The organism is Anaerohalosphaeraceae bacterium (assembly GCA_037479115.1).
Taxonomy (GTDB): domain Bacteria; phylum Planctomycetota; class Phycisphaerae; order Sedimentisphaerales; family Anaerohalosphaeraceae; genus JAHDQI01.
Genome location: JBBFLK010000008.1, coordinates 1 through 14,783, shown reverse-complemented (window position 1 = coordinate 14,783; position 14,783 = coordinate 1). Strand labels below are relative to the sequence as shown.

General features: G+C 55.6%; 10 protein-coding genes. 5 read left to right on the top strand and 5 right to left on the bottom strand.

Going from position 1 to position 14,783, the window contains the following annotated elements:
- Positions 1-5: 5 nt before the first annotated feature.
- The 5 genes from WHS88_05410 to WHS88_05390 all read left to right on the top strand — a co-directional run bounded on the left by WHS88_05410 (position 6) and on the right by WHS88_05390 (position 4,939).
- The gene (locus tag WHS88_05410; GenBank protein ID MEJ5259610.1) at positions 6-749 is read left to right on the top strand and encodes a hypothetical protein; all 744 of its coding nucleotides are present in this window, start codon (positions 6-8) and stop codon (positions 747-749) included.
- A 63-nt stretch (positions 750-812) separates the two neighbouring features.
- Positions 813-1,499 carry a PEP-CTERM sorting domain-containing protein gene (locus WHS88_05405; GenBank protein ID MEJ5259609.1) on the top strand — a complete coding sequence of 229 codons (687 nt, stop codon included), beginning with the start codon at positions 813-815 and terminating at the stop codon, positions 1,497-1,499.
- Positions 1,500-1,725: 226 nt separating this feature from the next.
- Positions 1,726-3,183 (top strand): MBL fold metallo-hydrolase, encoded by a 1,458-nt coding sequence (locus tag WHS88_05400; protein MEJ5259608.1) that lies wholly within the window; start codon positions 1,726-1,728, stop codon positions 3,181-3,183.
- Positions 3,184-3,312: 129 nt separating this feature from the next.
- Complete coding sequence (locus tag WHS88_05395) at positions 3,313-4,278, top strand: PfkB family carbohydrate kinase (GenBank protein ID MEJ5259607.1); 966 nt, start codon at positions 3,313-3,315, stop codon at positions 4,276-4,278.
- A gap of 160 nt (positions 4,279-4,438) precedes the next feature.
- Positions 4,439-4,939, top strand: a complete 501-nt coding sequence (locus WHS88_05390) for a prepilin-type N-terminal cleavage/methylation domain-containing protein (protein MEJ5259606.1) — start codon at positions 4,439-4,441, stop codon at positions 4,937-4,939.
- A gap of 6 nt (positions 4,940-4,945) precedes the next feature.
- On the opposite strand, the gene WHS88_05385 is transcribed toward WHS88_05390, so the two are convergent.
- From WHS88_05385 to WHS88_05365, 5 genes are all read right to left on the bottom strand, one after another.
- On the bottom strand, positions 4,946-7,741 hold the full coding sequence (locus tag WHS88_05385; protein ID MEJ5259605.1) for a TIM-barrel domain-containing protein: 2,796 nt from the start codon (positions 7,739-7,741) through the stop codon (positions 4,946-4,948).
- A 44-nt stretch (positions 7,742-7,785) separates the two neighbouring features.
- Positions 7,786-9,807, bottom strand: a complete 2,022-nt coding sequence (locus WHS88_05380) for an alpha-amylase family glycosyl hydrolase (GenBank protein ID MEJ5259604.1) — start codon at positions 9,805-9,807, stop codon at positions 7,786-7,788.
- A gap of 76 nt (positions 9,808-9,883) precedes the next feature.
- Positions 9,884-10,567 carry a PEP-CTERM sorting domain-containing protein gene (locus tag WHS88_05375; protein ID MEJ5259603.1) on the bottom strand — a complete coding sequence of 228 codons (684 nt, stop codon included), beginning with the start codon at positions 10,565-10,567 and terminating at the stop codon, positions 9,884-9,886.
- Positions 10,568-10,677: 110 nt separating this feature from the next.
- Entirely contained in the window at positions 10,678-12,759 is a 2,082-nt protein-coding gene (locus WHS88_05370) for a LamG-like jellyroll fold domain-containing protein (GenBank protein ID MEJ5259602.1), read from the bottom strand.
- Positions 12,760-12,810: 51 nt separating this feature from the next.
- Positions 12,811-14,658: a right-handed parallel beta-helix repeat-containing protein gene (locus WHS88_05365; protein MEJ5259601.1), complete on the bottom strand. Its 1,848-nt coding sequence runs from the start codon at positions 14,656-14,658 to the stop codon at positions 12,811-12,813.
- Positions 14,659-14,783 lie beyond the last annotated feature (125 nt).

Below are 14,783 nucleotides of genomic sequence, written 5' to 3'. Positions count from 1 at the left end.
GAAAGATGACAAACGGAAGAGGTGTAGGAAAAGGGTGGGCCGTTTTGTATCTGTTTATTGCGTTTGTTGCGGCTGCATCCGGGGGGCTCAAATACGTTGATGCCATCGATTTGGATCTCGGCGAGTTTTATTTTTACAATCATTCCACGCAGCAGTTCGTTTTGTTTACATCTCTGGGCGGAAGCGAGGTTCCGATTGATGTGGGCAATATCCATATTGCCGGCGGCGGATGGGATTATTCCTTTGTCGGGAAAATCATTGTAACGGCCAGCGATTTGTTCTGGAAAAACACCAGCGGTGCCAAGGCCCAGGCAATTTTTACCAACGGCTCCTCCCTCGGTCCGGCCACGATGACAATTATTGCCACAGAGCTGACGGACATGACCAGCGGAACGGTTCTTTTCAATTCTTCCAGTCATCCCGGCGGTGTTGTTCTTTTGACGGCTCAGATGAATGACAGCGACAACATGTGGCTTGTCTCGGAAACAGGAAATTACACCGATGCATTTGTCGGGGATACTCAGTATGCCATCACCGGCGGCGAATTGAAAAACGGTTCGCTGCTGAGGATGCTGGATTTTCGGGCGGTCTGGGCGCTGGGGCAGTGCGGACCGGCGAATATCTCTGTATTTAACCAGAATTTGTACAGCCTGCTTCCTTCGCTGGAACTTATCCCGTTTGGAATTCCCGAGCCCATGTCGCTCGGACTGCTGGCTGTCGGAGCTTTGCTGACCTTGAAGAGAAAATAGACCGCTTTTATAACGTGGATCGAGCGGAAACCTTAATGATTTGTTGATATGAGGAGGAAAGTGATGAAAAAGGGAATGGTTTTTGGGGTGGCGGGGATATTGCTGCTGTCTATGACGTCTTGGAGCGCTTTGACGGTTCAGTGTATTCGAGTTGATTCTCTGCAGGGTGATGGTTTCACGGCGACATATGACCATACTCAGCAAATTCTGACCTGGACGGGCGGGGCCAGTGTTTCGCTGTATTCAAGCACTTCGGGTACAGGAACTCCTGTAGCAACGTTTGTGGGAAGTGTGAACATTCAGGGCAGCTTTACAGGGCTCAATGATCTGTCTTCCGGCTCTGTAGCCCGGGCGACCTTCAGTCAGATTAACTGGTCTGTTTCTGTTCTGAATATCCCGGTGATTTGGGGGACTCATAAGCCCGGCGAACTCTTTTTGGAAGAAGAGCAGTACGAGCAAATCGGCCTGTGGATTTTTGACAGCGGGATTCTGTGGGGCAGCGGTGTCGTCGAGGTAACCGGCTGTGCTCTGAGCCAGCTGGGTCAATACTGCTGGGATGATGACAATGGCGATGCGCGTCTGAAATCGCAGGTTATAGTCAGCTCTTCTTTTGACAGTTATCTGACGCAGTCCTACAGCACAATCAATACAACCATGTGGCTGTTTGCCGATGAAACGGTGATTCCGGAGCCGGCGACGATGGCTCTGTTGGGACTAGGCAGTCTGATTGCACTGCGGAAAAGAAAATAGCCCTTTTCATCCGTTTCCTCACCAGCAATTGAACTGGCAAAGGCCGTCTTTGATAAGACGGCCTTTTTTGTCGGCTCAAACCAGATAAAAATTTGTCCCGAAAGGTCTGGGTTTCCGCCTTTCTGTTTATGGAATTTCTGCATCGGGGGTTTGAAAAGGCCGATACAGAGGGTATAATCAGGACATCTTTTGAATCCTTTGCGGTGGACAGGAGCGGCGGTCAGGAATGGGCATTGCATCATTTTTGGGACTGAAACGAAAGGAATCGGCGGAGGGGCTGCGCATTCGTCTTCGGTTTTTGGGGGCGGCGGGGAACGTGACCGGCTCCCGTCATCTGCTCGAGTTTGACGGCACGAAGGTTCTGATTGACTGCGGGCTGTATCAGGAACGCCAGTATCAGAGCCGCAACTGGGAGGATTTCGGGTTTGAGCCGTCTTCGCTGTCGGCGGTGCTTCTGACCCATGCGCATCTGGACCACTGCGGACTTCTGCCGAAACTGGTCAAAGAGGGATTTCGAGGGCCGGTTTACTGTACCCAGGCAACGGCGGAGCTGGCCCAAATCGTTCTGCTGGATGCCGGCAAGCTGCAGGAAGAAGATGCTGAGTTCAAGCGAAAACGTCACCGCAAGGCCGGCTACACACCGCCTCGTCCGGTCGAGCCGCTCTATACGATGGAGGAAGCAAAGGCCTGCTTTCAGCAGTTTCGTCCGCTGCCGTTTCATGAGCCGGTTCGGCTGGGGCCGGGCCTGGAGGCGGATTTTCACGAGGCGGGACATATCCTCGGGGCTTCGATGATTCGGATTGCTGTCTGTCGAGACGGACGGTGCCGGACGATTGTTTATACGGGGGATTTGGGACGCATCGGCCGGCCGATTCTGCGCGACCCGGAGACCTTTGACCAGGCGGATTATCTTCTCGTGGAGTCCACCTACGGCGACCGGGAGCACCAGACTCCGGAGGATACAAAACGGCAGCTGGAGGCGGCGGTCAACCGGACCTGGCAGGCCGGCGGAAATCTGGTTGTGCCCAGTTTTTCCATCGGACGCAGCCAGGAAGTGCTGTATTATATGAACCAGCTCCTTTTGGAGGACCGAATTCCGCACATTCTGACGTTTCTGGACAGTCCGATGGCCGTGCAGGCAACACGGGTCTTTGAAAAATACTCCAACCTGTATGACAGTGAAATGTCTCAACTGGTTTTAAACCACGAGTCGCCGTTCAGTTTTCGAGGTCTGAAACTGGTCGAATCCCCCCACGAATCAAAAGCGATTAATCACATCAAAGGCACGGTTATGATTATTGCCGGCTCCGGGATGTGCACAGGCGGACGCATCAAGCACCATTTGGTCAACAACATCAGCCGTCCGGAGAGTACAATCCTTTTTGTCGGGTACCAGGCGCAGGGAACGCTGGGGCGGAAGATTTTAGACGGGGAGCCGGAGGTGCGGATTTTGGGACAGATGCTGCCGGTGAAGGCGGCGGTAGTGAGGGTACATGGATTTTCTGCTCATGCGGACCGACGGGAGATTCTCGAATGGCTCAACAAGCTGCAAAAAAGCCCCCGGAAGGTCTTTTTGATTCACGGCGAAAAAGACAGTGCGGAAAACTTCAAAACGTACTTAACGGAGAAAACAGGTTGGGACATCCATGTCCCGGCGTTTCAGGAGGAGGTTCTGATAGATTGACGAGGAAGAGATTTATTCAGGACGTGTCATCTCGGAAATCAGGCCGCCGTTCTATAAAATACTTTCCTTTCGGCCGCGGACAAGATATACTAACGCTCTGAGGTTTTTGGAAGGGAAAGGGGATAAACCATGGCAGAACGGATTCCCAAAGTAGTTATCATCGGACCGGCTTATGTGGAAATGGCCGTCAAGTGCGATGCCTGCCCGGAACCCGGTCAAACCAAGGAGGGAATGGGCTTTACCTGTGTCCCGACAGGGCCGGGGGTCAATCGGGCCATTCAGGCGGCCCTTTGCGGGTGCGATGTGTTTGTCCTCGGACGGATCGGAGAAGACTGCTTTGGGGAGATGATTAAGCAAAACCTCAGCCGGTATGGGGTCTCGACGGATTTGCTGTATGCCTCGCCGGCCATCAGCACGGGGATTATTCTGACGCTGGTCGATGGGCGGGGGGCGAATCGTTCCTGCCGTTCGGCGGGGGCTAATAAGGTCTTTGGCCGGGATGAGATAGAATATGCGGCGGCGGAACAGACCATCGGTTCGGCCAATGTGTGTCTGATTCACGACAGTTTTTCGCCGGATGCCGTTGTGGCGGCCGTCCGGTGTGCCCAGATACACAAGACGCGGACGATTCTGGAGGTGAATCTTCCGATTCCCGACCGCGGCGTGGTGCATGCAATTGACTGGCCGGTCGATTTTTACAATGCGGATATTCTGGTTCTGCGGTTTGCAGGGCTGTGGAGCCGGACGGAACTGGGGGCCAGCGGCGAACAGGATATCAAGTTTATCGCGACTGAACTGGTGGCCAAAGGCGCCGGCAATGTTCTGATTAGTCTGGGCACACACGGGGCTTTGCTGGTGGACCGTCAGGGGACTCACTGGATAAAGGGTATCGCAACCGAAATGGTGGACTATACCGGCTGTGAGGATGCGTTCTGTGGGGCTCTGGCGGCCTGTTATGCGACCGGTGACAGTCCGTTATCAGCGGCTCGTTTTGCCGTGGCGGCGGAAGCCTTGGCCCGCAGCCGCTTCGGCCTGCAGGATGCCCTGCCGGTAAAAGAAGAGATTATTACTCTTCTTCAGGAGCAGCCGGATTAATCCCCGAACCATTCTTTGACGAATTTCCATAAACCTCCCCAATTGTCTCCGGTATTTTCCCTGTCATTATCGGGCATAATTCCTCTTCTTTTCCTTAAGCCCTTCTGCGGGTTTGACGATATTTTCAGGGAAGATGTATTATCTTTTTCAAGGTAAAAGAATGGCTTCAAAAGGTTTTACCCTATTGGAAGTGCTGATTGTTGTGGCCGTGTTAGGCATTCTTGCGGCAATGGTGATTCCCCAGATGCATGGGCAGACGCTGGCGGCCAAAGAGAGCACGGCCAAAGATACCCTGCGCATCTGGCGCACTCAGATAGAATTGTACAAGATGCAGCACGGAGGACTGGCACCGGGATACATAAAGGGGCCGGTCAATATTGCTGTGTCTATTGACAATCAGCTTGTCGGCACATCCGATGAGAGCGGAATGGCTCGCTCTGATACGGTGCCCGCAGCCCCTTATTTATATGGTCCCTATCTGAAAACAATTCCCAAAAATCCCTTCAATAATCTGAGGACAATTACCTACGTAGGTGATAACGAAACATTTGAATCCAAAGCGGACGGCAAGTCGGGCTGGCTGTATAAACGGTCCACAGCAGACATCCGTCTGAACTGGCCCGGAACAGACAGCCGGGGAGAGAAGTATGTAGATTATTGAAAGGGATTAATCCTCCAGATTGAGGGAGATGGTTTTTGTCTCTTCTCCTTCAGCTTTCTTGATTCCCTTTTCCGTTATTAGTTCCACAAAGACCTTTCGCGTAGGCCGCGGTCTTTGCCCTTCCTGACGGCTGATTTGAACCAAGACCGTGTTGCCGTCCCGGCGGGCGGTGTATTCGGTGAGCAGGTATTGTCCTTTTTCGAATTCCCAGCCGTCGCCGTCGTCTTCATAAAGGACGCCTCTGGCGGTTCCTTTTTCATCGAGACAAACCAAAAGCGTCAGCTCCTCCAGGAAGTTTTCTTCAGTATTCTGGACGACTTTTCCGAGCGGCAGGACGGCTCCGCCGCGTATCTTCAGTTCACACTGGTATGGGTCGCCGGGGGTGTCGCCATCCACCAGGGAAATGGTTTGCCAGATGCCCGAAGGCAGCGAGGGCTTCACAGCCCAGCGGGGAATCACCAGCAGGTTGCTGCCGAGGAGAAAGGCCTGGTCTTCGGTTCGAAGGGATGGATTCTCGGGTTCGGCAAAGAGGACAGGACGGGCGACCGGCAGGCCGGTTTTGTGCGATTCATAAAAGAGGGTGTACAGGTAAGGCATCAGGCGATACCGTCTCTGCAGGGCAATGCGGGCGGCATTTTCCGTTTCCGGGCCGAAAGACCAGGGTTCCTGGTCGTTGGACTCCTTGACGGTGTGAGCCCGGCTGAAGGGGTAAAAGGCCCCGACGGCAATCCAGTGAGCCCACAGCTCCGGTGCTGCATTGCCGTCAAAACCGCCGATGTCCGGGCCGCTGAAGGGCTGGCCGGACAGGCCGAGATTCAGGGACATCGGGATTGACCATTTCAGGTGTTCCCACACGGCTTTGTTGTCGCCGGTCCAGGTGGCGGCGTAGCGGTGGCCGCCGAGAAAGTTGGCCCGGGAAAGGATGAAGGGCCGTTTGTTCGGCCGTGCCTGCAGGATGCCTTCGCGGGAGGCCTTGACCATCAGCATTCCATAGACGTTGTGATATTGGATATGGGGGCCGCATGGCAGACCGTCTCCGCCGCGATGAAAGCAGTTGTCCGGCATCGTTCCGAGGTCATTGAAGACGGCTGGCTCGTTCATGTCATTCCAGACGCCGTCTATGCCTGTTTCGAGGAAGTTTTTATACAGGGCGGCCCACCAGCGTCGGGCTTTGGGCATAGTGAAATCGGGAAAGACGCAGTTTCCGGGCCAGACCGGTCCGATGAACGGTTTTCCGGCAGCATCCAGGCCCCAGATGTCTTCTTGGGTGCCGCTGTCATAGACGACATAGCCGGGTTCATATTTGACGCCCGGGTCAATCATCCAGACAGTCTTGAAGCCCAGAGAGTGGAGATAAGTATTCAGGCCTTTGGGGTCTGGGAAACGGGAAGAATCAAATGTAAAGATTCGAAAGCCGTCCATGTAGTCGATATCGAGCCAGATAACATCGCAGGGGATTTGTTTGGCACGGAAGGTTTCGGCGATTTGGCGGACGCGGCTGTCGGGGTAATAGGAGTAGCGGCACTGATGATAGCCTAATGCCCAGCGGGGGGGCATCGGCATCCGTCCGGTCAGGTCCGCCAGATGCTGCAAAACTTCCTGCGGGTTTTGTCCTTCGAGGATATAGACGGGGAAGTCAGGGGCTTGGGACGGCACGGAAAAAACGATGCCGGTTCTTAAATCCAGCTGGGCCTGCCAGGGGGTGTCAAAGATGGCACCGAAGGCCGACCCGTCAGGACGGACGGCCAGTACCCAGGGGTGAGACTGGTAAAGCTGGTCGGGCTTGCCGTAGCCGTAGTTGTCTTTGTTGTAAAGGATAATTTGTGTGCCGTTGCGAAGAAGCCGTCCGGTGACCTCGCCCGTGCCGTACAGGTCGATATCGGGGGACAGCTCGATGAGGACGCATTTTCGTCCATTGATTTGTGCAAACTTCGGCTTGATTTTCCAATCAGAGGCAAGTGTACCGATGGAGGGACGCGGTTTTTCGAGAGCAAAGGAGGGCAGGGCTTTGGATTCGTCGGCTCCTTTCGGCCAGAAACGGGCGATTTGCGGAGCGACCTTTTCGGACTTGCCCGGAATATCGGCTGATTTCAGAAGGACTGAAAGGTATTCTCCGGGGGTGCTGTCCGGGCGGGTGATGGACTTCCAGTCGGTTCCAATGCGGAGTTCATCGAATTCCCATGTGTTGGATTGATTTCCGGTCCGCAGGCGGATTTGGTTGAAAGATAATTCCTGTTCGAGGTCGCTGATTAGATTGGAGGGCTGGGAGTCTTCGGGACGGGCGTCCATCGGGTTGAGCCAGATACGGATTTGTTCAGGGCCCTGCGGATTCTGCCGGATTCGCAGGACAATCCGGTGGACGTTTTTGTCCACGGTTGTCGGAATCTGTCCGATAGGGACGCCCCGCCCGTCAGAACTCCAGTAAGAAAAATGGTCAGAAGCCCAGTCGTTGCCGACGCCGAAGACTTCGCGGTCATCCTGATAAAAGAAGAGTCCTGCGTATTTTTCCTTGTTGGTATCATCCAGATTGCGGAGCAGAAAGCTGATATAGAGGGTCTGGGCAGTCGCGGCATTTGGGAGAAAATCAGCAGGGAATACGATTCCCTGATTGCAGTCTTTCAGCCGAATCCTTCCGCCGGATTCCTGATGAAAGGGGAAGTCCAGACTGCCGTCCAGCCATTGGGTTTGTTCTGAAGCCGTAATGGAATCGGATTTGGTGAACGGTTCCTCCCAGAGAAGGCGTGCGGGAGCGGAAGAAAGAAGGGCCAAAAAAATGAGAGGGAACAATTGTTTTTTTCTCATAAGTTTCAATCCTTTTCTGCAGAGACCATCCATTTTGCCATCTTTTACTGCTGGAGCCAATGCTGAACAAAGAATGCCAAATCCTCCATATCGACTCGTCCGGAGAGATTGAAGTCAGCCCCGCCGCAGGCATCCCACGAATCGCAGTCGGACTGCCACCGGTCGGCAAAGAGTGCCCAGTCGTTCAGGTCCACCGAGCCCGACTGGTTGAGGTCGGGCGTTGTACCCTGGGAGAAGATGACAAGCGAGTAAGGGGCGATGCTGATGTCGGCATTGTAAGCGAGTCCGTCTTTTGGACCCGGCACAGCCGAAACGTCCAGCGTGTTCCAGTTTCCGAAGGAGGAATCATAGCCGTTCCAGTCGCTGTTGAAGCGGACTCTCCAGCGTCCCGGGCGGGGAAAACCGATGTTGTAGCTGGTAAAGCCCTGATAAGAAAAGTTGGCGGCGATGACGACATCATCCCGCGGTCCGCCGTTCCACCAGCGGTGGAAGGCAATCACCTTGGCGGAGTTATTGACGTGAAAGACGCTGACATTTTTGGCCATCAGGCCTTTGGTCAGGCCGGAACGGTTTCGGCGGAGAGCAATCAGGTCTGTATAAAGCTGCCGGATGCCGGCGAAGGTTGTGTTTTTGCTCCAGTCCAGCGGGGTATTGTCATGCCAGGAGCCGCTTTCGAGAAATTCCTGCCCCATAAAAAGCATGGGAATTCCCGGACTGGTAAAAACAAGCCCGGCACCGAGTGTGGAGCGTTTTTTGGAATAGTAGCTGGCCGGCTGCTCCCACCAGATTCGGGAGGGCACACGGGCTTTTCCGCTGGCGGCTCCGACTTCATCGTGGCTTTCGGTATAGATGACCCGCTGTGTGTCCCAGCCGTTGTACAGATGCACGATGGCATCGCGGATGTCCCACATATTGCGGTAGTCGTCGTAGGCGGTTTCGAGGGCGGCGACGACTTTGTGATGGAAGCCGGGGTCCCACTGGGAATCGAAACCGGCTCCGCCGGCACCGGTCGGTTTGGTGAGCCATACATTGTCCCGCATATCCTCGGCAATGGAGATTTTGGCGGGGAAGGCGGCGTCGATTTCGTTATTAATCCACTGCATCAGGGACCATCCGGCGGGGATTTCGGGGCCGCCGATGTCCACTTCGCGAATATAGGCGGTGCCGTCCATCCGGATGCCGTCGAGGTTGTAGTCAGTCAGCCAGTATATCACGTTGTCGCGAATGAAGGAGCGAACCGGTCCGCTGTCAAAATTCGGCCGCGTAGCGCCCCAGGGGGTATAGCGAAGGTGGTTTTCGTAAAAATAAATGCCGCCCGTGTCCGGGGAAGTGCTGAATCCGTCGAACTGCCAGAGAGAATACTCCAAATCCGTCGGCCCCCAGTGATTGTACACAACGTCCAGAAGGACGGCGATGCCGCGCTGATGGCAGGCGTCGATGAACTGACGCATCTGGGCGGGGGTGCCGTAGGCGCTTTCGGGCGCAAAGAGATTGCAGGGATTATAGCCGAGGGAATAATCGCCGGGAAATTCGGCCACAGGCATCAGCTGGACGGCATTGACTCCCAATGCGGCAAGATGGTCCAGTTTGGCCATAGCCGAAAGCCAGGTTCCGGGCTTTCCGTCCGAAAGATTTGTGTCGTGGAAGGTCCCGACATGCAGCTCATAAATGACCAGTTCATTCCAGGGCGGCATGGTAAAGGGGGTCCAGGAGTGGCTGGTGCTGACAATGATTCCATTGCCGGTGGAGCTGACGACGTCGCGGGCACGGGGGTCGATTTTCCAGAGAGAGCCGTTGATGACATATTTATATTGCTGATAAAGGGCGGCTCCTTCCACATCGGCGGACCAGAGACCGTTTCCCTCATAAGCCAGGGGATTTGCGGTGGTGCTCCAGTTGTTAAAATTGCCGGCGACGGCTACGGAAGAGGCGTTCGGCGCCCAGACCCGGAAGGTGGTGCCTGTGGTGTAGGGAACGGCTCCCATGCCCGGGCGTGCGGAGGGGACAGCGGCCAATAAGGAAACCGACGTCCACAAAAGAAACAAACAAACTACCCTTTTGGGCATTTTTGGATGCCTTTCAGCATTTTTTTTAAAACCCCTTCCCGACCCGGAGTCGGGAAGGGGAGAATCAGGCCCAGACTTATTTTTTGCGGCGTACAGCCAGCAGACCGCCTATGCCGAGCAGTGTCAGGGCGGTCGGTTCAGGGATCATCACCCCGTCCCCGAATACAGGGCGGTATCCTGTGACGCCGGCGGGCCAGGAGGCATCGACGGTGTCATAGATGCCTTCGCGGGTCATCCACGCCCAAATCATGACCTGGTGCGAGCCGCCGATGACGGACAGCGGGATGGTCAGTTCATCGTTGGGATAATCCTCGTTCCAGCCGTAATAGGTGCCGGCATTGGTCCAGCCGTTCCAGTTCCAGTACGTGCCGGCCCAGTTGCAGGTTTCATACCAGCCCGCCCCGCCCGCATAGCAGTAGATAAAGTCAGGCCGCATGGTGCCGGCAAAAGACAGGATGCCGTAGCCGTCCTGTGAAGCGCCGCTGCCGGGGATGCCGTCAATATCAATGGCCACGAAGAATGAATCATGAGCCCAGTAGTCATCGCCGAGGTAGCGATTGGTTGAATTGCGGTCGACGGCGATGTACAGGTTGTTGTCGTCCCAGCCGGCCAGCAGGGTGTAGGTGCCCATGTCAATGCCCGGCTGTGTGCCCAGGTTGACAATGCCGGGGCCCGACCATTCATTCAGAACTCCGTCCAGGACCGGTGTGAAGGCCGAAACAGGTACGACGGCCGTCAGCAACCATACCAAACTTGTCATCCAGATTCCTTTTTTCATTTTCCCATCCTCTCAAAAAAAGTTGAACGATTTTTTCATGGGCTGTCCGCCCCTCGAAAGATGCGGACAGCCCCATCCTATTTCCTCAGACATTAACTTTGCGGGGCGATGCTTGTATCGAGCAGCCACTTGGAGGCCAAGAGAGCCAAATCATCCAAATCGATGCGGCAGTCGCCGTTAAGGTCGTGCTCCAGCGGTGCCGGGCAGACCGATGTGCGGGTGATGTCAGCGTACTTTTGGGCGATTTCTGCGGCATCGAGGGCGTAGTTGTAGATTTCGACTTCATCGAGAATGCCTGCTGTGACGGAGAAGCCCTCGATAATCAGGCCTCCGACGGTGTCGCCGCGGACTCGTCCGGCCAGAGAAACGGGCGAGCCGGTCGGATTGATTCGTCCGGATACGGCATCAAAGTCCTGAATGATCGAGCCGTCATCAGCACTGTGGACGCGGCTGAGAACGCCGTCGATATAGACTTTCTTTACAGTGCCGTCGAATGTGCCGACGACATAATGCCACTGTCCGTCATAGACGGTTCGGTTGGTGGGCGTCCCCTCATCATTGCCGGTGCCGCGGGTGGTCAGGCAGACCCGGTCGAGGGTAAAGCCGCTGTGACGGAGCTGCCAGCCCTCGCCGAACTCGCCGTTGCGGGCAACCATCGGTCCCCAGGTGGCAGCGGAGGGAGCTTTAATCCAGCAGGCAACGGTCATGGAGTGGTTGCAGATGTCAAAATAGGATGCCTCTTCCGGATTGGTATAGAGGAGGTCCTGCGCATCGGCATCGGCATCAAATTCCATTGCATCTCCGACAATGCCCGTTGTGAAGACGGGGTCTCCATACAGGATGGAGGCCGGACTGCCGGGGACGATGCTGTTGGGATTTCCGTTTTCGAAGGGCCAGTAAGCGATGCGGCGCCGGATGCCGAGGAGGGCTGTTTCGGAAGCGGCCGGAATATTCGATTCGTTGTTGACGATACAGTAATAGCCGCCTTCGTCGGACAACTGGGCGTTTGCGATGGACAGGACGGCCGTTTTTGTGCCGGAATATTTGCCGCCTTCCGTGAGGGCGATGTCCGGGCCGCCTTCGACGGCCTTATACCATTGATAGGTCTCGGGAGAAGGCGAAGAAACAGCAATCGAGAAGGAAGCTGTTCCGCCGACAGGAACGACCTGATAGGCGGGCTGACTGGTGATTTTTGGAGAGCTCAGCTCAGTGGAAAAGACCCAGATGTTGCCCGCAATAACCTTGCTCGTGTTCAGAATGGTATCGACACGCCACCAGTAGGTTGTATCTTTTTGAGCGGAATCGAATGGGAAGGACGCACGAAGGGTTTGACTGTCCCAGGAGGTTACAGTGCCCTGATAGACCATGTTCGGGTCGGGGTCGGTATCGAGATAGACCTTAAATCCGATCAGATTGGGATCGGCCATTCCATTCGGGTCCGTCGGAATTTTCCAGGAAAGAACCAAATTGCTGACGGGGATTTCCTGGGAATACAAAGCCGGGCTGGGATTGGAGGCGACGCGAAGGGCGTTCAGCCTGACGATGATTCCATCGCCGAACGTCGGACGAAAGCCGGTTGTTCCGGCGGGCCAGGAGGCGTCGACGGTGTCATAAATGCCTTCGCGGGTCATCCAGGCCCAAATCCGGACGTTCGGCGAGCCGCCGATGACGGACAGCGGAATAATCAGTTCGTCATCCGGGTTGGATGGGGCCCAGCCGTAATAGGTGCCGGCATTGGTCCAGCCGTTCCAATTCCAGCCGCTGCCGGTCCAGTTGCAGGTTTCATACCAGCCCGAACCGCCGGCATAGCAGTAGATAAAGTCCGGACGCATCGGACCGGAAAAGTACAGGATGCCGTAGCCGTCCTGGGCACCGCCGCTGTTGGGCTGACCGTCGATGTCAATCGCCACAAAAAATGAGTCGTCTGTGTTGGCCGTATCGCCCAGATAGCGGCCGGTGGTTTTTCGGTCCACCGCCAGATACAGATTAACGGAATCCCAGGTTGCCAGAAGGGTGTATTTGCCTGTTCCGATGCCTGGCTGACTGCCTAGAAACACCGCTTCCGGGCCTGTCCATTCACTTAAGATGCCGTCTAAAGAGGGCGTGAGAGCTTTCAGGGGAGCTGCGGGTAAGAGAAGACATGTCAGCAGGAAAATTGGATTGATTCTTTTCATACATTCACCCTTTCCTTAATGGTTTCTAATTATATCGTTTTTTTGAATCGGCTACCATCCTGTGTTTCCGGGTCCGCGTGTAATCTGAAAATTCGGATTCGTTTGGAGCAGGCCTCCGGCGGCGGCATTTTGGACGGAAACATATTCGAAATATCCGCTGCCGGCGGCGGCGGTTTCAATGCCGTACGTTCCGGCTTTTCCGATGTGAACGGTTTCGAAACGGGTTTGGGTAATCTGTCTGGCGGAAGAGGAACCGCTCAGGAGGATGCCCTGATACGTGCTGTCCAGGAGCTGATTGGAGGCGGCCCGAACCGGAGCGGTGATGTCTCCGTCGTATGCGAAAAGCCAGACGGCCCCGATGTTGATATTGTAGTCGATGCTGCGGCTGCCGGTGCGTTCGAGTCGGTTGTTCTGAATGAGGGTTGTACCGGCGAAAGGATAGGAGGAGAAGCGGTTGGCAATCTGGATGCCGGCGCCGTTGACGACGGTATCGCGAATCCAGTTCCCGTCAGCGGCGTTGGCCGTGCCGCCGTAAAGGCCGATGCCATTGGCCAGCATAGGCAGCTGGATGGTGTTGTTTCGGAACAGATTATTCTGGTTGGGTCCGGGGCCCCATTGTGTATAAGACCACATGGCCAGCCCGTCATCGCCCGTATTGCGGACGGAACAGTGCTCCACGACGGTGTTGGTCACGCCGAAGGCCAGGTTGAGCCCGTCGGCAAAGGTGTTTCGGATGCGGCAGCCGGTGATGGTCAGTCCGTCGCTGGGTCCGCTGACCCAGATGCCGGCTTCGGTATGCTCAATCCAGACCCGCTCGATGCGTGAGCCCGGGCCGAATCGTCCTTCGATGCCGGTGCGCTGGCCGGACGTTCGATAGGTGCTCAGTCCGTCGATTTTGAAATCGGACAGGATGATGGTGCCTCCGCGGCCGTAGAGTCGGACGTTAAGTCCCTGCAGGAGAGAGTGCCAAATCCCCGCTCCTCGCAGCGTGACATTTTCAAGGTTGACTCGGTCGGTGATGAGGAACCGGCCGGGCGGAATCCACAACCCTTTGCCTTGTGCCTGGGCCTCCGCAACGGCATTTCGAAGGGCTTGTGTGTCGTCGATGGAATCATCGGGAATCGCACCGAAATCGGTCAGACAAAGGAAATCCGCCGGTTTCGGCAGCGGCTCATCCGCCAGTTCCAATTCGATCAGGTCAATCAGGTAATAAGGGGCCGTATCGCCGGCGTCCTTCTGCAGGCGTATCCGTGTGCCGGACGGGAGGACTTGTCCAAAAAGCACCGCGGTTTCATCGAAGAAGTGGTGCGGACTGCCGTCGGAAGGATTGTTGGTATAGGGATAAGCCCCGTACACCCAGCTGTAGGCGGATGTCAGGAGCAAATCGCTGTGGTGAATGTCGTTCAGATAAAGACTGAGGGTGTGCTGGGCGCCGGCCCCATCGGCGGAGTCCGGGATGCAGAAGCGAAGGACCATCGCATTGGCCGGTTCGGCGAGGGTGAACTCAACAAAATGGCCTGTATTCGTGAGTCTGACGGCTTTGCGTCCGGAGGCCTCTGCGGCCTGAGTCAGGTAGGTTCGGTTGGGACCGATGAGAGAGGCATTCGTCTGGGCCTCTTCCGCTTCGTATTCGAGATATGGAAGCTGAGCCCCGACTTTCACAACGGAGGAGAGCCACTGCGGTGCTATCGATTCCAAATGGGCTTTCTGCTGTGTTTGAAGCCATTCGGAGGCCAGCAGGGCAAAATCCTCCAGATTGACTGTACAATCCTGATTCCAATCGCCCTCCAATGCAGTCAGACAAGTGTATGGGCGGGAAGGAGCGGCCGAAGCAACGGCCCCAAACACAGCAGTCAGTCCCGCGCAGAACAACAGGCCTGTTCGGTACAGTCTTTTCATTTCCCTCATCCGTTCGTTGTATTGCTTTTTGTTTTCTTACCGGGGCAGGTAGCCGCGGACCATATAGTGAAGGTCTTCATTTTCAAACGGACGCGGGTCCGGCACCCGGTTTTTGGCCAGATTAA